Genomic DNA, 20,795 nt, shown 5'->3' with positions numbered 1-20,795 from the left:
GCCGGAGCGGCCTGGCCGCGGATCGCGGGGCGGGACTCAGCCCTGGCGGGTCTCGACGACGACCGACTCGATGACGACGTCGTTCACCGGTCGGTCGTTGGGGCGGGTGACCTGGACAGCGGCGATGGCGTCCACGACCTTCTGGCTGGCCGGGTCGGTGACCTCGCCGAAGATGGTGTGCTTGCGGTTCAGCCAGGCCGTCGGGGAGACGGTGATGAAGAACTGCGAGCCGTTGGTGCCCGGACCGGCGTTGGCCATGGCCAGCAGGTAGGGCTTGTTGAAGGACAGGTCCGGGTGGAACTCGTCCTCGAACTCGTAGCCCGGGCCGCCGATGCCGGTGCCCAGCGGGTCGCCGCCCTGGATCATGAAGCCGCTGATCACACGGTGGAAGATCGTGCCGTCGTAGAGCTTCTTGGTGGACTTCTCGCCGGTGGCCGGGTGGGTCCACTCCCGCTCGCCCTGTGCGAGCTCGACGAAGTTCCGGACCGTCTTCGGGGCATGGTTCGGCAGGAGCCGGACGTCGATGTCGCCGTGGTTGGTCTTCAGGGTGGCGTAAAGCTGCTCGGCCACGATCTGCCTTCCGTTGTCTTTCTGTGCCCCTCCGATCCTTGCATGGTTCCCTCCACCCGTCGCCCGGCACCCACCCCTGAGCCGGGGTTCGACGGTTTTGCTCGCAGAAAACCGGTCCAGTAGCCCCGGGCCGGGAGCGCAGAGCGTCGATCCGTGGCATTGTCGACGACAAGCTCCTGTTGCCCTGGATTCATCCGCTATTGCACGTGATCGGATCTTGAGCATTTCTTGATCGGAGACAGTCCGGAGTCAGCAGCCATGACCCGGATGCCCGCCCTCACATGCCCCCGGGCCCGTTGGCAGGCATGATCCGTAAAAGGGTGGAAAGTCGAAATACCGTACGCCACCGAGGAGGAGGAACCCGTGACCCGCATCGACAGCGTGCGCGCCGCGACCGGCTCGGCGAAGGACAGCGTGCTGCACGCCGCGGAAGTGGTGGCGCCCTACGCCGACACGGCCAAGGACAGGGCCGCGCACTACACACACGAGGCACGCGTACGGCTCGCGCCGAGGGTGTCGCAGGCGGCCGAACAGGCCCGAGTCCAGTACGGCGCTCATCTGGCGCCGCGTCTGGAACAGGCCCGTACGCAGGCTCTCTCGCATGTGCCGCCGAAGGTCGACCAGGCCGCCCACGAGGCTGCCACGCGTACCCGCAAGGCCGCTCGGCACGCCGCCGACTACTCCCGGCCAAGGCTCGAGCAGGCGGTGGCCGCGGCCGGACCCGTCAGGGACGAGGCCGCCGCACGCAGTGCCGCCGTAGTGGCCGCCCTGCGTGGCCAGGTCTCGCCCAAGGAGATCCAGAAGCTCGTCCGCAGGCATGAGCGGCGGGCACGGGCCGGCCGGCTCGCCAAGGCGCTGGCGGTTCTGGGTATCGCCGCGGGCGGTGCCTTCGCCGCCTGGAAGTGGTGGGACAAGCAGGCCAACCCCGACTGGCTGGTCGAACCGCCCGCAGCGACGGAAGTACCGGAATCCAACCGGCTCACCTCGGTGGACGGCAGCGGCCAGGCCGTGCTCGATCCCGAGGTCCAGGCCAAGGAGGCCGAGGAGGAGGCCGCGCACCGCGACGAAGGCCACTGACTGGCTGACGAGAGCCGCTGATTCACGGCGGACCGTAGTGGCCCGGCCGGCCGGTCGGCGTGCCGTGGGGCAGGAGACATCAGGTCTCCTGCCCCACGGCTGTTTCACGTGAAACACGGGCACCCGAACCCACCACATCCGCGCAAAAGCCCCCTGAGCTGCGTTTCCGCAGTTCAGGGGGCTTCTCCCGGTGGAGCCTAGGGGAGTCGAACCCCTGACATCTGCCATGCAAAGACAGCGCTCTACCAACTGAGCTAAGGCCCCGGAAAATGGGCGTCCGCCCGGAAGATTCGCGTACCGGGAGGCGCCGCACACCAGAGTACCGGGTCATCCCCGGGATCTCGCAAAAAGATTAGGGGTCCCCGTGGACGACCACTCTCCGTAAGATGCTCGGCGTGGTTCGCTACAGCGAACCACAGCATTTTGGGGAAGCGATGGGGAGACGCAATGGACGCCGCACAGCAGGAAGCCACCGCAAGAGCGCGGGAACTGCAGCGGAACTGGTACGGGGAGCCGTTGGGGGCGCTCTTCCGTAAGCTCATCGACGATCTTGGTCTCAACCAGGCTCGTCTCGCGGGGGTGCTGGGACTGTCCGCACCGATGCTGTCGCAGCTGATGAGCGGTCAGCGGGCGAAGATCGGAAACCCCGCCGTGGTCCAGCGGGTGCAACTGCTCCAGGACTTGGCGGGCCAGGTCGCGGACGGCAGCGTCAGCGCTGCCGAGGCGACCGAGCGCATGGAGGAGATCAAGAAGTCGCAGGGGGGCTCGGTGCTCAGCAACACCACGCAGACGACAAGCAGTTCGGGAGCGCCCACGGTCAAACGGGTGGTGCGCGAGATCCAGTCGCTGCTGCGCTCGGTGGCAGCCGCGAGCGACATCATCGAGGCGGCGGACACCCTCGCGCCGAGCCATCCGGAACTGGCAGAGTTTCTCCGGGTGTACGGCGCCGGCCGAACCTCCGACGCGGTCGCGCACTACCAGTCCCACCAGAGCTGAACCCGGCGGCCCGGTCGCCGAAGGGGGTTCGGCAGCCGGGCCGACGGCCGAGGAGGGCGCGAGGGGGTCGCGCCACTCGCCGGGAGGGACACGCGGGGGCGTGTCCGCTCACCGATGAGGGCGCGAGAGGGGTCGTATCGCTCATCGAGGGGGAAGCAAGGGGGGTAACCGAAGGGGGAGGAGCGACGGACAGCCATGGGTGAGGTCTTCGCCGGCCGGTATGAACTGGCCGATCCGATCGGTCGCGGAGGGGTCGGCGCCGTCTGGCGCGCATGGGACCACCGCCGCCGCCGCTACGTGGCCGCCAAGGTGCTCCAACAGAGCGACGCGCACTCGCTGTTGCGCTTCGTCCGCGAACAGGCACTGCGGATCGACCATCCTCATGTGCTCGCGCCCGCCAGTTGGGCCGCCGACGACGACAAGGTCCTGTTCACCATGGACCTGGTCGCCGGCGGCTCGCTGGTCCACCTGGTCGGGGACTACGGCCCGCTGCCCCCGGCCTTCGTCTGCACGCTGCTCGACCAGCTCCTGTCCGGGCTCGCCGCCGTGCACGCGGAAGGCGTGGTGCATCGCGACGTCAAGCCCGCCAACGTGCTGCTGGAAGCCACCGGCACGGCACGGCCCCGGCTGCGGCTGTCCGACTTCGGCATCGCGATGCGCCTGGGGGAACCGCGCCTGACGGAGACCAACCTCGTGGTGGGCACGCCCGGCTATCTCGCGCCCGAGCAGATGCTGGGCTCGGAACCGGACTTCCCGGCGGACCTGTTCGCCGTCGGCCTGGTCGCTCTGTATCTGCTGGAGGGCGCCAAGCCGGACGCCAAGGCGCTCATTCAGTACTTCGCGGCGCACGGGACCCCGAGCGCGCCTCAGGGCATTCCCGAGCCGCTGTGGCAGGTCGTGGCCTCCTTGTTGCAGCCCGACCCCCAGGCGCGGTTCCGCACGGCCACGGGGGCACGCAAGGCGCTCGCCTCGGCCGTCGAACTCCTGCCGGAGCCCGGCCCCGACGACGAGCTGATCGAAATCTTCGACCAACTCGGGCCGTTGCCACCGGGGTTCGGACCTGAAGGGCCGCTCAAGCGGGCGCCGGGAGTGGTGACGGAGACAGGTACGAAGACGGAGTCGGGGACGGAAGCGGGGACGGATACGGGGACGGGGTCGAGAGCGGGGTTCGGGGCTGGCACTGGGATTGGAGCCGGGGCGGGGACTGGGACTGGGACTGAAGCCGGGGCTGGAGTTGGAGCTGGTGCGGTTGGTGCGCGGTCGGGAGTGGAAGCCTCCCGGCACAGGGCCGGCGACTCCATGACCCCGCATCCCCGCACGGACTCTCCAGCCGTCGGCACCGGCTCGGGAGCAGGCGTCGTACCCCTCGATCCACGCCCGGGCACTGGATCGGTACAGCCGCTCACCATGTCGGACACCGGCAGCTTCCACCTGCCGCCCCCTCAGGCCACGGTCTCCTCCCCTCAGCCACCCACCCCACAGAGGCGGCACGGACAGCCCGAGGCGCAGGAGCAACCACCGGCACAGGCACAGGCACACGCTCAGCCACCACAAGCACCGCAGCAGCCACAGCGGCGGCCGCAGGCACAATCCGACCAGGGCCCTCCACACGGCCCCGCCCACGCCTCCCCCTACGACTCCACGCACGTCCTGTCCTCCCCCCGACCTCACGCCCCGCAGTACCCGGCCCAGACTCCGGCGGCGGCACTCCACCAGCGCGACCATCGCGCTGATGCCTCTACTGCTTCGTACACCGCTCAGGACCCGCAGGTTCCACCCTCCGCACAGGAAATTCCGCAGGCACTCCCACAGGCACTTCCGCACGCGATGCCGCCGGCTGCCCCCCAGGCAGTCCCCCGAGCCATCCGCCCGGCCGGCCCGCAACGGCGCCACCGCGCCGCGCGCCCGGCACGCCGCTCCGGCCCGCCTGCCAAGGTGGCGATCCCGCTCCTGCTGCTCGCGCTGGCCTGCTACGCAGTGGGTTTCTGGGCGCTGACCCGCGTCTGACCGCTCCCGCCCCCAACCCACGCCGAAGGCGCGCCGACTGAGCGCCCCCGGCGACTCACGGCCTCACGCCTCACACATCAGACCGCTCACCCACCCGACCACTCACATCAGACCACTCACACACCGCTCAGGCGCCCACCCGCTCAGGCGCCCGTCCTCAGGCGCCGTTCCTCAGGCCCCGGCCCGCCGCCGCCCCATCACCGTCCATGCCCCGAGCACCACCAGCAGCACGGTCCCCGCGCCGATACCGCCCGCGGCGATCACCTTCATCGAGGCCTCACCGCCTCCCCGCGCGGCCGTCCCGCTCCCCGCCGCGGCCGTGCCGCCCTCCTCCGCCGCCTCCCGCTCCTGCGCCGTGACCTCGAAGACGTCCTGCGGCTCGGACTGGCCCGCGTAGCCTGGGCCGGACTGCGCCGCACCCTCCACCCGCACGCGCAGCGTCAGTCCGAACGGTCCGTCGCCGAACTCGTCGGCCATCCGTTCCGCGAGATGCACGACGAGGTAGTAGGAGCCGGCGAACCGCATGCCGCTGACCTTGTCGGATACGGCATGGCGGTTGCGGTACTCGACCGGCGGCAGCGGTTGAAGGGCGGCCGATCTCTGGCTGCCGTCGTAGGCGACGCCCGCATCGTCGACGTAGCCGCGCACGGGGTTGTAGAGGGACATCGCCAGGGCGCTGGGGACGAAGCCGTCGCCGCTGCTCGAACTGCCCAGCTCCGCGGTGGCGTAGAGCTGTCGGCCCCAGTCCACGGGCACCTCGTAGAAGAGCGTCTGCCCGGGCCGGATGTCGGAGTTCCAGACGCCCTGCCCGATGGACGTCGCCGTGTCGAAGCCCGCGCCGCCGGGGCGGCTCTCGGGTTCGCCGGTGGGGGGTTCGGGCGAGGCGGAGTTCCAGCCCTCGGGCGCGCTCGTCGCGCCGCCCTGCTGCGCCGGCGGCTCCGACACGGGAGCCAGCTCGAGGTCCCAGGCGTCCGCCGGGGAGTCGGCTCTCCGGACGCGCTCGACGACCACGAAGTACGTGCCGGAGCCCTGGCACAGGGCTCCTCCGGGCGATGCCTCGCGCACTCCGAGCGCCGTAATGGGACGGGGGCTGCGTCCCGCGCCGATGCTGGCGGTGTCCCGGGAGCAGAAGCGGCTGTTGGCGTCCTGGATCGAGACCCTGATGCCGTCGGTGGCGGAGACGCTCGTGCCCGGGCCGGGGACGGCCGTGGCGGAGACGTACGCGGTCGAGGCGGCGTCGAGTGTCAGGCGGTAGTAGATCTTGCCGTCGGCGGGGAGGGAGCTGCGGTACGTCGCGCCGGGCTGCAGGCGTTCGGCGTCCGTGGTTCTCGTGGCGCCCGTGACCGACCGGGCGTCCGCGGCGAAGGCGTAGGAGTTCGGTGTGTCGGCCGCCCACGCCGACGGGCCGGTCAGTATTGCCGCCGTACACAGGGACAGAACCATGCCCGCGGCGGCCACGCGCGCGTGCGCCGACGGACGACCGCGTCGTGCCCACGTGCGCCACCCCGCCGTACGCCGCCCCATCACGCGCCACCCCTCATCGCCGGACCCTGGGACCGTGGCCCATCCTGCCCCGCCGGGGCGCGCGCCATCCGCGCAATCCGTACGAGCGTCCGAAACACCCGGTTCCGAACGCCCCGGGGCGGGACCCGCGACACAAAACCCCGACCGCGAGGGCGGCCGGGGTCTGTTCAGAATCGGATCTCGGAACTCACGAACCCGTGGGCACGGAGTCAGTCGCCTCCGTCCACAGATCCTGCTCGGCGCGATCCGCCTGGATCTGGCGGTACACGAGGAGCCCGCCGATGGCGGCCAGTGCGACCAGGAGAAGCTTCTTCACCGCGCGACCTCGTCTTTCCTTGACGTAGGGGACCTCTGGCGCCCGACTATACACACCGACCGAGACCGATCGGTGACCTGAGTCGGGCCCCAACTCCCGTCCGGATCGCCCCAGTAGAAGCGGACGACAGCGCTCTGATCAGAGGGTGATCACATATCCACGGACGGTTACTTTGGTCGATTTTCGCCCTCATATACTCATTTTCGCCCCTCTTACACCCATCCGAGTGGTGTTGATCGGAAGAGCGACGCGTCACGGGCGTCGGTCCACCACTTCGCGGCCCTCATACACATCATGAGGAAAGTACGCAAATCGCCCGACCCGAAAGTGAGGGGCCATGGCCCAGAACAAGGTCATGAAGCTGTGGACCGCCATCGTCACCGTCTTCCTCGCGCTGTGCACGGGGCTCGGACTCATCACGACGACCGCCGCCGCGGCCGTACCGCAGACCGAGCCGACGCGCAACAGCACCGCACAGGAGATGGCACCTCCGCCGGCCCCCTGGGCGTACACCAGGGCCCTGCCCCCCACGATGAAACAGCGCATCCGCGCCGAGGCCCACGGCAAGACCCCCACCTGCCGCCACCGCATCCTCCCGGACACGAACGCGGCCGCCCCGGCCACCGGGCCCTGCGCCGAGCCCGATTCGGCTCCGGCCGAGCCCGACACTCCCCTCGTGCAGTTCCGGAACTTCCAGCATCTCCAGCGCTGACAGCGCCCTCTGCACGGCACCTCACGTGCCGTCTCTCACATCGACGACGTAACGGCGAACTTGCGTACAGCGCCACATACGAAGACGACGAAGACAACCAAGACCCCCTGACCGCAATCGGTCAGGGGGTCTTCTCAGCTGTTGGGGGAGCTGTTGGGGGCTCCTCAGCCATGGACGTCAAAGACCCCCAACCGTGATCGGCTGAGGGTCTTCATGCTGGTGGGGCTAACAGGATTTGAACCTGTGGCCTCATCCTTATCAGGGATGCGCTCTAACCAACTGAGCTATAGCCCCGCCGCGCTCTGCGGTATGTGTCCCGCGCGCTGACTCCTGAAGATTAGCGCACGACGTGGGCAGTCCCAAAATCGGTTATGGGGGGACCCTCAGGAGGCACGGAAGAGCGCGTTCACTCGTCCTCGGCAAGCGTCAGCTCGACGCCGCCGACGAAGCCCGCGGAGAGGTTGTAGATGAACGCTCCGAGGGTCGCGAGGGCGGTCGCGAGGACGACGTCGATGACCGCGATGATCGTCGTGAACATCAGGACGTTCGGGAGCGACAGGAACGACTGGAGGTCGAAGCCGTTCGACTCGTTCGAGCCGGTCGCCTCCGAGATCGTGCCGCCGACCGTCGAGAAGACGCCCATCGCGTCCATGACCATCCACAGCACGGCGGCCGCGACGATCGTGCAGATGCCGAGCGCGATGGAGAGCAGGAAGCTGACCTTCATCACCGACCACGGGTCGGCCTTCGCCACGCGCAGCCGGGCCTTGCGGGTACGGGGCGTGGTGCGCGCGCCGGTGCGGGGCCGGCGTACGGCGCCCGCGGGGGCCGGCTGCGACGGGTAGGCCTGCGGCGGGTGGTAGGGCCCGGCGGGCTGCTGCGGCTGCCGCTCCCCGGGAAGCGGGGAACCGGCCTCGGGCGGCGCCGGCTGGGCGGACGGCTGCGGCTGGGCGCCCGGAGCGGCCTGGGCCGTGGTCCGACCCGCGCCGGTGGCGGGCCGCTCGGCCTGCGGACCTCGGGTGTCCGTCACAGTTCCCCCCTGGGATCCATGCGTGTCGGGCGATTGCGACTCGGTCGCGCTTGGCTTGATCGCCTGCAGGTTGGTCGTGTGCGAGTCTGTCGCTTTCGCGGCGGAGCCACGGCCGCCGCCGTCCGTTCCCTTACCGGCAGAGGTACCGGTGGACCCGACCGAACCGGCGCCCGTGGCTCCGCTCACGATGACTCTCTCCTCGTGCTACTCGGCCGAGGGCGCCTCACCCTCGTCCGTGCCGATGGGCGCGGCATCCTCGGCGGTCTCGTCGACGACCACGTCGCCGTCGACCTCTTCCGCCTCGCGCCCCGCCTCGGCGTTACGTGCGATGCCGACCACGGCATCGCGCTTGCCCAGGTTGATCAGTTGGACGCCCATGGTGTCACGGCCCGTCTCCCTGATCTCGTTGACTCGCGTACGAATCACACCGCCGGACAGCGTGATGGCGAGGATCTCGTCCGTCTCCTCGACCACCAGCGCACCGACGAGCGATCCACGATCCTCAACGATCTTGGCGGCCTTGATGCCGAGGCCGCCGCGTCCTTGAACGCGGTACTCGTCGACGGCGGTCCGCTTCGCGTACCCACCGTCCGTAGCAGTGAACACGAACGTACCGGGTCGAACAACATTCATCGAGAGGAGCTCGTCGCTCTCGCGGAAGCTCATGCCCTTGACACCCGAGGTCGCACGGCCCATGGGCCGCAGGGTGTCGTCGGTGGCGGTGAACCTGATCGACTGTGCCTTCTTGCTGATCAGAAGCAGATCGTCATCGGACGAGACGAGTTCGGCTCCGATCAGTTCATCGTCGGAACCGTCCGCTGTTTCACGGAGATTGATCGCGATGACGCCACCGGAACGCGGCGAATCGTAATCCTTCAGAGGCGTCTTCTTCACCAGGCCGCCCTTGGTGGCCAGCACCAGGTACGGCGCCGCCTCGTAGTCGCGGATCGCGAGGATCTCGGCGATCGCCTCGTCCGGCTGGAACGCCAGGAGGTTCGCGACATGCTGTCCACGCGCGTCACGTCCGGCGTCGGGAAGCTCGTACGCCTTCGCCCGGTAGACACGGCCCTTGTTGGTGAAGAACAGCAGCCAGTGGTGCGTGGTCGACACGAAGAAGTGGTCGACGATGTCGTCTTCCTTGAGCTTCGCGCCGCGTACGCCCTTGCCGCCGCGCTTCTGCGCCCGGTAGTCGTCCGTCTTGGTGCGCTTGACGTAGCCGCCGCGCGTGACGGTGACGACGATGTCCTCCTCGGCGATCAGGTCCTCGATGGACATGTCGCCGTCGTAGGGCACCAGCATGGTCTTGCGGTCGTCGCCGTACTTCTCGACGATCGCGGCCAGTTCCTCGCTGACGATGCCGCGCTGGCGGACGGGCGAGGCGAGGATCGCGTTGTACTCGGTGATCTTCGCCTGGAGTTCGTCGTGCTCCTGGACGATCTTCTGCCGCTCCAGGGCGGCCAGGCGCCGCAGCTGCATCTCGAGGATCGCGTTGGCCTGGATCTCGTCGATCTCCAGGAGGCCCATCAGGCCCGTGCGCGCGATGTCGACGGTGTCACTGCGCCGGATCAGCGCGATGACCTCGTCGATGGCGTCCAGGGCCTTCAGCAGACCGCGCAGGATGTGCGCGCGCTCCTCGGCCTTGCGCAGGCGGAAGCGCGTCCGGCGGACGATGACCTCGATCTGGTGCGTCACCCAGTGGCGGATGAACGCGTCCAGGGAGAGGGTGCGCGGCACGCCGTCGACCAGCGCCAGCATGTTCGCGCCGAAGTTCGTCTGCAGGTCGGTGTGCTTGTAGAGGTTGTTCAGTACGACCTTGGCGACCGCGTCCCTCTTCAGGACGATGACCAAGCGCTGGCCGGTACGGGACGACGTCTCGTCACGGACGTCCGCGATGCCGCCGATCTTGCCGTCCTTCACCAGGTCGGCGATCTTCTGCGCGAGATTGTCCGGGTTGACCTGGTAGGGCAGCTCCGTGACCACCAGGCACTGGCGGTTCTGGATCTCCTCGACCTCGACGACCGCGCGCATGGTGATCGAGCCGCGGCCCGTGCGGTAGGCCTCCTCGATGCCCTTACGGCCCACCACCAGGGCGCCCGTCGGGAAATCGGGGCCCTTGATGCGCTCGATCAGGGCGTCCAGGAGTTCCTCGTGGGAGGCCTCCGGGTTCTCCAGGTACCACTGGGCGCCGGCCGCGACCTCGCGCAGGTTGTGCGGCGGGATGTTCGTCGCCATGCCGACCGCGATACCGGCCGAGCCGTTGATCAGCAGGTTCGGGAAGCGGGCCGGCAGGACGGTCGGCTCCTGGGAGCGGCCGTCGTAGTTGTCCGTGAAGTCGACGGTCTCCTCGTCGATGTCACGGACCATCTCCATCGACAGCGGCGCCATCTTGCACTCGGTGTAGCGCATGGCCGCCGCCGGGTCGTTGCCCGGAGAGCCGAAGTTGCCGTTCGAGTCGACCAGCGGCATCCGCATCGACCACGGCTGCGCGAGGCGGACCAGCGCGTCGTAGATCGAGGAGTCGCCGTGCGGGTGGTAGTTGCCCATGACGTCGCCGACGACGCGGGCGCACTTGTAGAAGCCGCGCTCGGGGCGGTAGCCGCCGTCGTACATGGCGTACAGGACGCGGCGGTGGACGGGCTTGAGACCGTCCCGGACATCCGGCAGCGCTCGCGAGACGATGACGGACATCGCGTAGTCGAGGTACGAGCGCTGCATCTCCGTCTCGAGCCCGACGGGCTCGACACGCTGGGCGATGACGCCGCCTTCTTCAGGCGTGAATGGGATGTTCTCGTCGGTCATTGCTGGTGAAGATCCTTCCTGGTGCGGTCAGCTGGGACCGACTCAGATGTCGAGGAACCGGACGTCCTTGGCGTTGCGCTGGATGAACTGGCGGCGCGCCTCGACGTCCTCGCCCATGAGGACCGAGAACAGGTCGTCGGCCTGGGCGGCGTCGTCGAGGGTGACCTGGCCGAGCACCCGGTGCTCCTGGTCCATCGTGGTGATGCGCAGCTCCTCGGCGTTCATCTCGCCGAGACCCTTGAAGCGCTGGATGGAGTCCTCCCTGATCCGCTTGCCGCGCTGGCGGCCCAGCTCGATCAGGGCGTCGCGCTCGCGGTCGGAGTACGCGTACTCGGCGTCCTCCCGGCCCCACTTGATCTTGTAGAGCGGAGGACGGGAGAGGAACACGTGCCCGGCCTCGACCAACGGCCGCATGAAGCGGAACAGGAAGGTCAGCAGCAGGGTGTTGATGTGCTGACCGTCGACATCGGCGTCCGCCATCAGGATGATCTTGTGGTAGCGCAGCCTCTCGATGTCGAAGTCCTCGTGGACTCCGGTACCGAAGGCGGAGATCAGCGCCTGGATCTCCTGGTTCTGCAGGATCTTGTCGATCCGCGCCTTCTCCACGTTGAGGATCTTGCCGCGGATCGGGAGGATCGCCTGGTACTCCGGGTTGCGGCCGGACTTGGCCGAGCCGCCGGCGGAGTCACCCTCGACGATGAAGATCTCGCACTTGATGGGGTCGTTCGACTGGCAGTCGGAGAGCTTGCCCGGCAGGGACGCGGTCTCCAGCAGGCCCTTACGGCGCGTCAGGTCCCGGGCCTTGCGGGCCGCCACGCGCGCGGTGGCCGCCTGGATGCCCTTGCGGACGATGTCCGCCGCCTCGACCGGGTTACGGTCCAGCCAGTCGTTCAGATGCTCGTAGACGGCCTTTTGAACGAAGGTCTTGGCCTCCGTGTTGCCCAGCTTGGTCTTCGTCTGGCCCTCGAACTGCGGCTCGCTGAGCTTCACCGAGATGATCGCGGTCAGACCCTCGCGGATGTCGTCACCCGTGAGGTTGTCGTCCTTCTCACGCAGCAGCTTCTTGTCGCGCGCGTACTTGTTGATCAGGTTGGTGAGCGCCGCGCGGAAGCCCTCTTCGTGGGTACCGCCCTCGTGCGTGTGGATGATGTTGGCGAAGGAGTACACGCCCTCGCTGTAACCGCTGTTCCACTGCATCGCGACTTCGAGGGAGAGGCTCTTGTCCTTGTCCTCGGCCTCGAGGTCGATCACCGTCGGGTGCACCGCCTCTCCCTTGCGGGAGTTGAGGTACTTCACGAAGTCGACGATGCCGCCTTCGTAGTGGTACGTGACCGTCTTGACCTCAGCGGTTTCGTCCGCCCCGGCCTCGTCCGCGCCCGAGGTGGCCTTCGCCGACTCGCGCTCGTCAGTGAGTTTGATCGTCAAACCCTTGTTGAGGAACGCCATCTCCTGGAAGCGCCGCGAGAGCGTCTCGAAGGAGTAGTCCGTGGTCTCGAAGATGTCACCGTCGGCCCAGAAGGTGACCGAGGTGCCGGTCTCCTCGGTGGCCTCGTGCTGCACGAGCGGCGCCGTGGGGACGCCCATCTTGTAGTCCTGCGTCCAGCGGTGGCCGTCGGTCTTGACCTCGACGGCGACCTTCGAGGACAGCGCGTTCACGACGGAGACACCCACGCCGTGCAGACCACCGGAGACCGCGTAGCCGCCGCCGCCGAACTTGCCGCCCGCGTGCAGCACGGTCAGCACGACCTCGAGGGCGGGCTTCCCTTCGGAGGCGACGATGCCCACCGGGATGCCACGGCCGTTGTCGACGACGCGAACGCCGCCGTCGGCGAGGATCGTCACCTCGATGGTGTCCGCGTGGCCGGCCAGCGCCTCGTCGACGGAGTTGTCGACGACCTCGTACACGAGGTGGTGCAGTCCTCGCTCACCGGTCGAGCCGATGTACATACCGGGTCGCTTGCGGACCGCGTCCAGACCCTCGAGGACGGTGATGGCGCTGGCGTCGTACGAGGCCGTTACCTCGCCGTTGGAGGTTTCGGCCTCGCCGTTCGCGCCGGCGTCGGTGGACGGGATGTTCTCGTTGGGGTTGCCGGAATCGGCCACGAAGCGCCCTTTCTGGCACAGCACGAGCCAGGCTCGTCGGCGGGTTGCCGGAGCGGCTGCGGCATGTTGCGTTGGTAAGCCTTGATCAGCGTTGCTCAGCTTTTCCCGGACGGTCCCCACGATGGGGGCGGGATTGGCTTCCAGTCTACCGGTAGCGCCGACAGTGATGGGGGTTTGCCGGTACCTGAGTCCGCATGTGGCGCCCTCAACCGGTCTCGGGCGGGTCCCCATATGCGGCACGGGGCTCCAAGAGGCTCACGGAGGCACTCAGCGCTTCCGGCTGTCAACCCTTGGCTACTTGGGAGTCAGGTCAGGATTCGCAACCGCGCGCGGTTGCACGACAAGGTCGCCGGAACCTCTGCGACTGTGATGTACCTCACCCATAGGTGTCGCCGGGACCCGTGCTGCCGGGGGCGCGCAGCGGCCCGTAGCGGCGGGCCGGGCCACTGGGGCCGTGCACCTTGATCATCTTCACCGCGCCGTGACCGAGGTCCTCGTTGAGGCGCGCGACCAACTGGGGGGCGAGCAGGCGCAGGTTCGTCGCCCAGGCCGTGGAGTCGCAGCGTACGACCAGGACCCGCTCGTCCTCGTCGTACTGCTCGGGTACGCAGTGGTTGGCCAGGTCCTCGCCGACGATCTGCGGCCAGCGGCCCATCACGCCGCCCACCGCGGCCGGGGCTTCCCAACCGCGCTCGGTGATGAGGCGGTTGATGGCGGCGCCCAGCGCCATGGGGTCGCGACCGTCGGCGCGCGCGCCGGAGCGCAGGCCCCCGCGCCGCGCCTGCTTCTTCTGCTGCGCCGCGTCCCCACGCGCGCGTGCCTGTTCCTTCGCCGCCCTGAGCGCCACGCGCGCGAGGTCGACGCCGGAGGGTTCGGGACTCTTCTTGGGCGCGGGATCCTTTGCGGGATCCTTTTCGGTGCTCATGCGCGCTCCACCGTCCCGTCCGACACGGTGAACCGCGTTCCGGTCAGTACCTGCGGTACGTCGTCGTCGACCGCGGCGGTCACCAGGACCTGCTCGCCGGGCGCGACGAGCTCGGCCAGGCGTTCGCGGCGACGGGTGTCCAGCTCGGCGAAGACGTCGTCGAGGACGAGCACCGGCTCGTTGCCCTCGGCTCTGAGCAGGTCGTACGACGCCAGGCGCAACGCCAGAGCGTACGACCACGACTCACCGTGCGAGGCGTATCCCTTGGCGGGCAGCTGACCGAGTTTGAGCGTCACATCGTCCCGATGAGGCCCTACGAGGGTGACGCCCCGCTCGATCTCCTGCTTGCGGGCGTCGGCCAGCGCGGCCATCAGCTGCTCGTAGAGGTCCTCCCGCGTGTGCCCCTCGCCGGGCGCGGACGATTTGTACTCCAGGGCGACCGGGCCGCCGCCCGGGGCCAGCTGTTCGTACGCCTTGTCGGCGAGCGGCTGAAGCGCGGCGACCAGGTCGAGACGCTGGGCGAGCAGTTCGCCGCCCACCCGCGCGAGGTGCTGGTCCCAGACGTCGAGTGTGGACAGGTCCATGGAGCGGCCGCCGTGCCGGCGGGCCAGCGCGGCCGACTTGAGCAGGGTGTTGCGCTGCTTGAGGACCCGGTCGTAGTCGGAGCGGACGCCGGCCATGCGCGGGGAGCGGGCGGTGATCAGCTCGTCGAGGAACCGGCGTCGCTCCCCGGGGTCCCCCTTGACCAGCGCGAGGTCCTCGGGGGCGAACATGACGGTTCGCACGATGCCCAGCACGTCACGCGGCCTGACCTGCGAGGACCTGTTGATCCGGGCGCGGTTCGCCCTGCCCGGGTTCAGCTCCAGCTCGATCAGTTGCTGCCGCTCGCCCTGCCGCACCTGCGCCCGGATGACCGCGCGGTCGGCGCCCATGCGGACGAGGGGGGCGTCGGAGGAGACGCGGTGGCTGCCGAGGGTGGCGAGGTAGCCGATCGCCTCGACGAGGTTCGTCTTGCCCTGCCCGTTCGGGCCGACGAAGGCGGTGACGCCCGGGTCGAGCGGAACTTCGACCCGGGCGTACGAGCGGAAGTCGGCCAGCGACAGATGCGTGACGTGCATGGTCGTGCGCCGACCTCCCCCAGGTTGTGGACCGCCGGGCGGTCCTGTGGATGACTTCTTCTCGACTGGCGTTACTTGCTCTCGACCGCGTGGCCGCCGAACTGGTTCCGCAGCGCCGCGATCATCTTCATCTGCGGTGAGTCCTCCTGGCGTGACGCGAACCGCGCGAAGAGGGAGGCCGTGATCGCGGGGAGCGGCACGGCGTTGTCGATGGCGGCTTCCACAGTCCAGCGTCCCTCGCCGGAGTCCTGTGCAAAACCCCTGAGCCTGTCCAGGTGCTCGTCCTCGTCGAGGGCGTTGACCGCGAGGTCGAGCAGCCAGGAACGGATGACGGTGCCCTCCTGCCAGGAGCGGAAGACCTCCCGGACGTCGGTCACGGAGTCGACCTTCTCCAGGAGCTCCCAGCCCTCGGCGTAGGCCTGCATCATCGCGTACTCGATGCCGTTGTGGACCATCTTCGCGAAGTGGCCCGCGCCCACCTTGCCGGCGTGCACCGAACCGGCCTCGCCCTCGGGCTTGAGCGCGTCGAAGATCGGCTGCACCTTGGCGACGTTCTCCGCGTCGCCGCCGTACATCAGCGCGTAGCCGTTCTCCAGGCCCCAGACGCCGCCGGAGACGCCGCAGTCGACGAAGCCGATGCCCTTGGCCGCCAGCTCCTCGGCGTGCTTCTCGTCGTCCGTCCAGCGTGAGTTCCCGCCGTCCACGACCACGTCACCGGGCTCCAGGAGCTCGGCGAGCTCGTCGACGGTCGACTGGGTCGCGGCACCGGCCGGGACCATCACCCATACGACGCGCGGGCCCTTGAGCTTGCCCACAAGCTCTTCGAGGCTGTGGACATCGGCGAGGTCCGGGTTGCGGTCGTATCCGACGACGGTGTGGCCTGCGCGGCGTATCCGCTCGCGCATGTTGCCGCCCATCTTGCCGAGGCCGACGAGACCGAGCTCCATCAGTTGTTCCTTAGGTTTTGCGACGTGGCGTGACGGCACTCCCGTACGGGCATTCGTACCGCGGCACTTTCGTACCTGCGTCCGAGCCTAAACCCGGACGCTCGCGCACATCTGTGGGCATACGCGCTCATGCGTACGTCCCGACCTGCGGGTTTCCTGAAGGGGGCGCTCAGCCGCTCAGCCGCACCGGCATGATCAGGTACTTGTAGGCATCGTCCGCCTCCGCGTCCACAGCCGACTTGCCGCTGAGCAGCGCGGGCTTGGTGGACGTCGTGAAGGACAGCTGGGCCACCGGGGAGTCGATGGCGCTCAGGCCGTCCAGCAGGAAGGTCGGGTTGAAGGCGATCGAGACGTCGTCGCCCTCCAGCTGTGCGTCGACCCTTTCCACAGCCTGTGCGTCGTCGCTGGAGCCGGCCTCCAGGATCAGCACGCCCTGCTCGAAGCTGAGCCGCACCGGGGTGTTGCGCTCGGCGACCAGGGCCACGCGCTTGACGGCCTCCACGAAGGGGGCGGTCTCGATGACAGCCACGGAGTTGAACTCCGTCGGGAACAGCGAGCGGTACTTCGGGAGGTCGCCCTCCAGGAGACGGGTCGTCGTACGGCGGCCGGCGCCCTCGAAGCCGATGAGGCCCTCGCCCGAGCCCCCGCCGGACAGCGCCAGGATGACGCTGTCGCCGCTCGTGAGCGCCTTGGCGGTGTCCAGGAGCGTCTTGGCGGGCACCAGGGCGACCGCGGAGGCCTCCGGGTTCTCCGGCTTCCACAGGAACTCGCGGACCGCGAAGCGGTACCGGTCGGTGGACGCCAGCGTCACCGTGTCGCCCTCGATCTCGATGCGCACACCGGTGAGGACGGGCAGCGTGTCGTCACGGCCGGCGGCGATGGCCACCTGGGCGGCCGCGGCCGCGAAGACCTCGCCGGGGACCGTGCCCGTGGCGTTCGGCATCTGCGGCAGCGCCGGGTACTCCTCCACAGGCAGGGTGTGGAGTGTGAACCGCGAGGAGCCGCAGACCACTGTCGCCCGTACACCCTCTGTGGAAATCTCCACCGGGCGGTTGGGGAGGGCGCGGGAGATGTCGGCGAGCAGCCGGCCGGAGACGAGGACCGTGCCCTCCTCCTCGACCTCCGCCTCCACGGACACCCGCGCCGAGACCTCGTAGTCGAAGCTGGACAGGCTCAGCTGGCCGTCCTCGGCCTTCAGCAGGAGGCCGGCGAGGACAGGCGCCGGCGGACGGGCCGGGAGGCTGCGTGCCGCCCAGGCCACTGCCTCCGCGAGTACGTCGCGTTCCACCCGGATCTTCACTGTTGCCGCCTCCTGCTGTTGCCGGCGCTGCTCGGCCTGCCTGGCTTCGTCGTCTGACTCGGTGTCTTCAGCCCCTGTGAGGGGAAGGACACGGGGAACAGTCTGACGCACCCCACTGACAGTAGGTGCCTCTCGGGGTCAAGTCGTGACGAGGGGCAGCCGGGCGCCGGACAGCGAGTTGTGCACAGGACCCCCTTCGAAACGGATTCCTCGCTCTCTCTAGTCGGGAGTAGTAGTAGGGCCTGTGGATACCGTGGATAACCCCGTTTGCGCAGGTCAGCAGCAAGATTTTGTCCACGGGCCCTGTGGGCGGGAGCGGTGGACAACCAGGGCTCTCTGTGGAGAACAGAAAGTTCTGCACACCCCATGCACAGCCTGAGGGCACTTCTCCCCAGAGCCGTCCCCAGCTTTACCCACCTTTCCCACAGCCCAACCCGGCACCTTCGTGTGACGCCTTTCACTCGAGTCGGTGAGGAGGCGCGTCGCGTTGCCGAACAGTGGACAGCGATGTGGAGAAGCCGGGGATCACTGGGGACAACCGGCCTCAGCCTGTGGGTTGCCGGTGGACAACTTCGTGCACAGGCTGTGGATCGGCTCTCCGTCCACAGTCTGTGGAGATCGTTCGTCCACCAATCCACAGGGACCTGACCTGGTCTGATGGTCTGTCATCAGCGTGCTCTGTGGACACGATCTGGACAACTTCCCAGTCCCCAGGATGTGGACGGGAAAAAGTCGCCGGATCTGTGGAGAGAGGCCGTAACGCGGCAGGTAATCGAACAGAAGGTGTCCCGGGAACAACGAAGGGCGCCCCGGGAATCTCGACCCGGGGCGCCCTCGGCGCCGTACGACTGTCTCTGCCGGCTGCTCCGTCAGCCGTTCTTGATGCGGTTGGTGAGCTCCGTGACCTGGTTGTAGATGGAGCGCCGCTCCGCCATCAGATTGCGGATCTTGCGGTCGGCGTGCATCACCGTCGTGTGGTCCCGACCGCCGAACAGCGCGCCGATCTTCGGCAGGGAGAGGTCCGTCAGCTCGCGGCACAGGTACATGGCGATCTGCCGGGCCGTGACGAGCTGGCGGCCGCGCGAGCTGCCGCACAGATCCTCGACCGTGAGGCCGAAGTAGTCGGCGGTCGCGCTCATGATCGCCGTCGAGGTGATCTCGGGCGTGGAGTCCTCTCCGCCGGGGATCAGGTCCTTGAGGACGATCTCGGTCAGGCCCAGGTCCACCGGCTGCCGGTTGAGCGAGGCGAACGCCGTCACCCGGATCAGCGCGCCCTCCAGCTCACGGATGTTCCGCGAGATCCGCGAGGCGATGAACTCCAGCACCTCCGGCGGGGCGTTGAGCTGCTCCTGCACCGCCTTCTTGCGCAGGATCGCGATGCGCGTCTCCAGCTCGGGAGGCTGGACGTCGGTGATCAGACCCCATTCGAAACGGTTCCGCAGCCGGTCCTCCAGCGTGACCAGCTGCTTCGGCGGCCGGTCGCTGGACAGCACGATCTGCTTGTTCGCGTTGTGGAGCGTGTTGAAGGTGTGGAAGAACTCCTCCTGCGTCGACTCCTTGTCCGCCAGGAACTGGATGTCGTCGACGAGCAGGATGTCCATCTCGCGATAGCGCTTGCGAAAGCTGTCGCCCTTGCCGTCGCGGATGGAGTTGATGAACTCGTTGGTGAACTCCTCCGAGCTCACGTACCGCACGCGCGTACCGGGGTACAGGCTGCGCGCGTAGTGCCCGATCGCGTGCAGCAGGTGGGTCTTGCCGAGTCCCGACTCCCCGTAGATGAAGAGGGGGTTGTACGCCTTCGCGGGCGCCTCGGCGACGGCGACCGCGGCCGCGTGCGCGAACCGGTTCGAGGCGCCGATGACGAACGTGTCGAAGAGGTACTTCGGGTTCAGGCGCGCGGTCGGCTCACCCGGGCCGGTCGCCGGCGCGGGCTGCGCGGCCAGCGGGCCGGGAGCCCCGGTGGTGGGCAGATGGGAACCGACGGGACCACCGCGGTGGACGTGCCCGCCGCCGGACGGAGGATCGGGCAGGTCACGGCGGGTGTCGCGCTGGGTGTAGTCGGGGCGCGACGAGTCACGGTCCGGTCGACGGTCGTAGTCCGACCGGGAGCCGTAGTCCGGTCGCGGGTCGTATTCGGGTCGCGGGTCGTATTCGGGTCGCTGGTCGTAGTCGGGGCGCTGTGTGTCGTACGACGGGCGCTCCATCGACTGCGGGCGGTAGTCCTGGGACGGCGGCGCGTACGAATCCTGTGCGGGAGAGCCGTACGACTCCTGCCCGTACGCGTCCTGCGACGGCGACGCGTACGGGTCGCGCTCCGGGAAGCCGAGCCGCTGCTGCTGCCAGCTGTACTCGTCCTGGGCCGGGCGCTGCCAGCCGCCGGGTTCGGGGCGCTGATACTCGGAAGGGTATGCGGGGCGCGCGGTCGGAAGCTGGTCGCCCTGCGGTCCGGGGGGCTGCTCCGTGCGGCCGGACCTGGAGTCGTCGGCGCGGTGACGGCCGTATCCCTCGTACTGCCCCGACGGGAGCTCGGGCTCCTCGTAGCGCGGCTGGGGGCGGGCCGGCGGGGCCGGGGGTTCGCCGGCGGAGTCGTCCACGGTGATCGCGATGCGGATCGGCCGACCGCACTCGCGGCTCAGCGTCTCGCTGACGATCGGGGCCAGTCGGCCCTCCAGTACGCCCTTCGCGAATTCGTTCGGCACGGCGAGCAGGGCCGTGTCCGCGACCAGCGCGAGCGGCTGGCAGCGCCGGATCCAGTGCTCGTCCTTGGCCTCGACCCCCTGCCCGCGGCCCTCACCGAGAAGCTGCTCCATCACTCGTGGCCACACTGCGGCAAGATCGGCAGGTACGTCAGCCACAGGGCACGCTCTCTCACGGGTCCCACGAACGTGTGGTTCGGGACGGGTCGGGATTCAAATGGGGTGGGGCGGGTTCGAGGGAACAGTTCGGAGTCCAGCCACGGTAGTCAGGGCGACGGCTGCGGTTCAAGTTGTTGTCCCCAGGCTGTGGATAGTGTCTCCTCGTGGCCGCTGGTTTGACCGGATGGCGCAGCCGCGCGTACCGTAACCAGGTCGAGTTGTCGATGGCTGCTGCCGCCTGCCTCCGATGGGCACAGATCATTTGGGTGATCGGTCAGCGGTGCACTCGGGCGTGACGCGAGCTACTCGTGGGCGCACGGTGACAGCCAAGACGGCACCCCGCAAACCCCGATTTCTTTCTGGAGCCCCCGAGTGAGCAAGCGCACCTTCCAGCCGAACAACCGTCGTCGTGCCAAGACCCACGGCTTCCGCCTGCGGATGCGCACCCGCGCCGGCCGCGCGATTCTCGCGAACCGTCGTGGCAAGGGTCGCGCCAGCCTGTCCGCCTGATTCCGG

The 20,795-nt window shown here is 68.7% G+C and carries 16 protein-coding genes and 2 tRNA genes; 5 read left to right on the top strand and 13 right to left on the bottom strand.

Translation table 11 applies throughout. The features are described 5' to 3' along the window. Positions 1 to 36 precede the first annotated feature (36 nt). Positions 37 to 570, bottom strand: a complete 534-nt coding sequence (locus Q4V64_RS25950; RefSeq protein ID WP_124440718.1) for a peptidylprolyl isomerase — start codon at positions 568 to 570, stop codon at positions 37 to 39. A 363-nt stretch (positions 571 to 933) separates the two neighbouring features. Between Q4V64_RS25950 and Q4V64_RS25945 the strand changes: the two genes are divergently transcribed. Continuing rightward, a complete protein-coding gene (locus Q4V64_RS25945; protein ID WP_124440719.1) occupies positions 934 to 1,647 on the top strand; it encodes a DUF5324 family protein in 714 nt (237 codons plus the stop codon). Between the two features lie 191 nt (positions 1,648 to 1,838). Here the strand turns inward: Q4V64_RS25945 and Q4V64_RS25940 are convergent. Further along, positions 1,839 to 1,911: transfer RNA gene (locus Q4V64_RS25940), tRNA-Ala, on the bottom strand. A 183-nt stretch (positions 1,912 to 2,094) separates the two neighbouring features. Between Q4V64_RS25940 and Q4V64_RS25935 the strand changes: the two genes are divergently transcribed. Together Q4V64_RS25935 and Q4V64_RS25930 are read left to right on the top strand one after the other, a co-directional pair. After that, the gene (locus Q4V64_RS25935; RefSeq protein WP_124440720.1) at positions 2,095 to 2,643 is read left to right on the top strand and encodes a DNA-binding protein; all 549 of its coding nucleotides are present in this window, start codon (positions 2,095 to 2,097) and stop codon (positions 2,641 to 2,643) included. Positions 2,644 to 2,838: 195 nt separating this feature from the next. Beyond that, on the top strand, positions 2,839 to 4,650 hold the full coding sequence (locus Q4V64_RS25930) for a serine/threonine-protein kinase (RefSeq protein WP_124440721.1): 1,812 nt from the start codon (positions 2,839 to 2,841) through the stop codon (positions 4,648 to 4,650). Positions 4,651 to 4,821: 171 nt separating this feature from the next. Here Q4V64_RS25930 and Q4V64_RS25925 read toward each other — a convergent pair whose 3' ends face one another. Continuing rightward, positions 4,822 to 6,174, bottom strand: a complete 1,353-nt coding sequence (locus tag Q4V64_RS25925; protein WP_124440722.1) for a hypothetical protein — start codon at positions 6,172 to 6,174, stop codon at positions 4,822 to 4,824. 187 nt (positions 6,175 to 6,361) lie between these two features. Beyond that, positions 6,362 to 6,490, bottom strand: a complete 129-nt coding sequence (locus Q4V64_RS25920) for a DLW-39 family protein (RefSeq protein ID WP_003999697.1) — start codon at positions 6,488 to 6,490, stop codon at positions 6,362 to 6,364. Positions 6,491 to 6,827: 337 nt separating this feature from the next. On the opposite strand from Q4V64_RS25920, the gene Q4V64_RS25915 reads away from it, so the two are divergent. Then, positions 6,828 to 7,202: a DUF6344 domain-containing protein gene (locus Q4V64_RS25915; protein WP_124440724.1), complete on the top strand. Its 375-nt coding sequence runs from the start codon at positions 6,828 to 6,830 to the stop codon at positions 7,200 to 7,202. Positions 7,203 to 7,419: 217 nt separating this feature from the next. Here the strand turns inward: Q4V64_RS25915 and Q4V64_RS25910 are convergent. The 9 genes from Q4V64_RS25910 to dnaA all read right to left on the bottom strand — a co-directional run bounded on the left by Q4V64_RS25910 (position 7,420) and on the right by dnaA (position 20,279). Further along, positions 7,420 to 7,496 (bottom strand) — tRNA-Ile (locus Q4V64_RS25910). 112 nt (positions 7,497 to 7,608) lie between these two features. Next, complete coding sequence (locus Q4V64_RS25905) at positions 7,609 to 8,418, bottom strand: DUF3566 domain-containing protein (protein WP_124440725.1); 810 nt, start codon at positions 8,416 to 8,418, stop codon at positions 7,609 to 7,611. Between the two features lie 18 nt (positions 8,419 to 8,436). Beyond that, on the bottom strand, positions 8,437 to 11,031 hold the full coding sequence (gene gyrA / locus Q4V64_RS25900) for a DNA gyrase subunit A (protein ID WP_124440726.1): 2,595 nt from the start codon (positions 11,029 to 11,031) through the stop codon (positions 8,437 to 8,439). A 42-nt stretch (positions 11,032 to 11,073) separates the two neighbouring features. Then, positions 11,074 to 13,158, bottom strand: a complete 2,085-nt coding sequence (gene gyrB, locus Q4V64_RS25895; RefSeq protein WP_124440727.1) for a DNA topoisomerase (ATP-hydrolyzing) subunit B — start codon at positions 13,156 to 13,158, stop codon at positions 11,074 to 11,076. 352 nt (positions 13,159 to 13,510) lie between these two features. Next, positions 13,511 to 14,059 (bottom strand): DciA family protein, encoded by a 549-nt coding sequence (locus Q4V64_RS25890; protein ID WP_124440728.1) that lies wholly within the window; start codon positions 14,057 to 14,059, stop codon positions 13,511 to 13,513. Continuing rightward, complete coding sequence (gene recF / locus Q4V64_RS25885; protein WP_124440729.1) at positions 14,056 to 15,177, bottom strand: DNA replication/repair protein RecF; 1,122 nt, start codon at positions 15,175 to 15,177, stop codon at positions 14,056 to 14,058. Before recF ends, Q4V64_RS25890 begins: the two co-directional genes overlap by 4 nt. Before the next feature lie 71 nt (positions 15,178 to 15,248). After that, positions 15,249 to 16,124, bottom strand: a complete 876-nt coding sequence (gnd, locus tag Q4V64_RS25880; RefSeq protein ID WP_124440730.1) for a phosphogluconate dehydrogenase (NAD(+)-dependent, decarboxylating) — start codon at positions 16,122 to 16,124, stop codon at positions 15,249 to 15,251. A 169-nt stretch (positions 16,125 to 16,293) separates the two neighbouring features. Then, positions 16,294 to 17,424, bottom strand: coding sequence for a DNA polymerase III subunit beta (dnaN, locus tag Q4V64_RS25875; RefSeq protein ID WP_124440731.1), 1,131 nt, complete (start codon positions 17,422 to 17,424; stop codon positions 16,294 to 16,296). Between the two features lie 869 nt (positions 17,425 to 18,293). Then, positions 18,294 to 20,279, bottom strand: a complete 1,986-nt coding sequence (gene dnaA / locus Q4V64_RS25870) for a chromosomal replication initiator protein DnaA (protein WP_124440732.1) — start codon at positions 20,277 to 20,279, stop codon at positions 18,294 to 18,296. A 372-nt stretch (positions 20,280 to 20,651) separates the two neighbouring features. Here dnaA and rpmH point away from each other — a divergent pair, with 372 nt between their 5' ends. After that, positions 20,652 to 20,789 (top strand): 50S ribosomal protein L34, encoded by a 138-nt coding sequence (rpmH, locus tag Q4V64_RS25865; RefSeq protein ID WP_006381191.1) that lies wholly within the window; start codon positions 20,652 to 20,654, stop codon positions 20,787 to 20,789. The last annotated feature ends 6 nt before the right edge of the window (positions 20,790 to 20,795 follow it).

The sequence above is a fragment of the Streptomyces sp. NL15-2K genome, assembly GCF_030551255.1.
Classification (GTDB): Bacteria; Actinomycetota; Actinomycetes; order Streptomycetales; family Streptomycetaceae; genus Streptomyces.
This window is presented reverse-complemented; position numbering and strand designations above follow the sequence as displayed.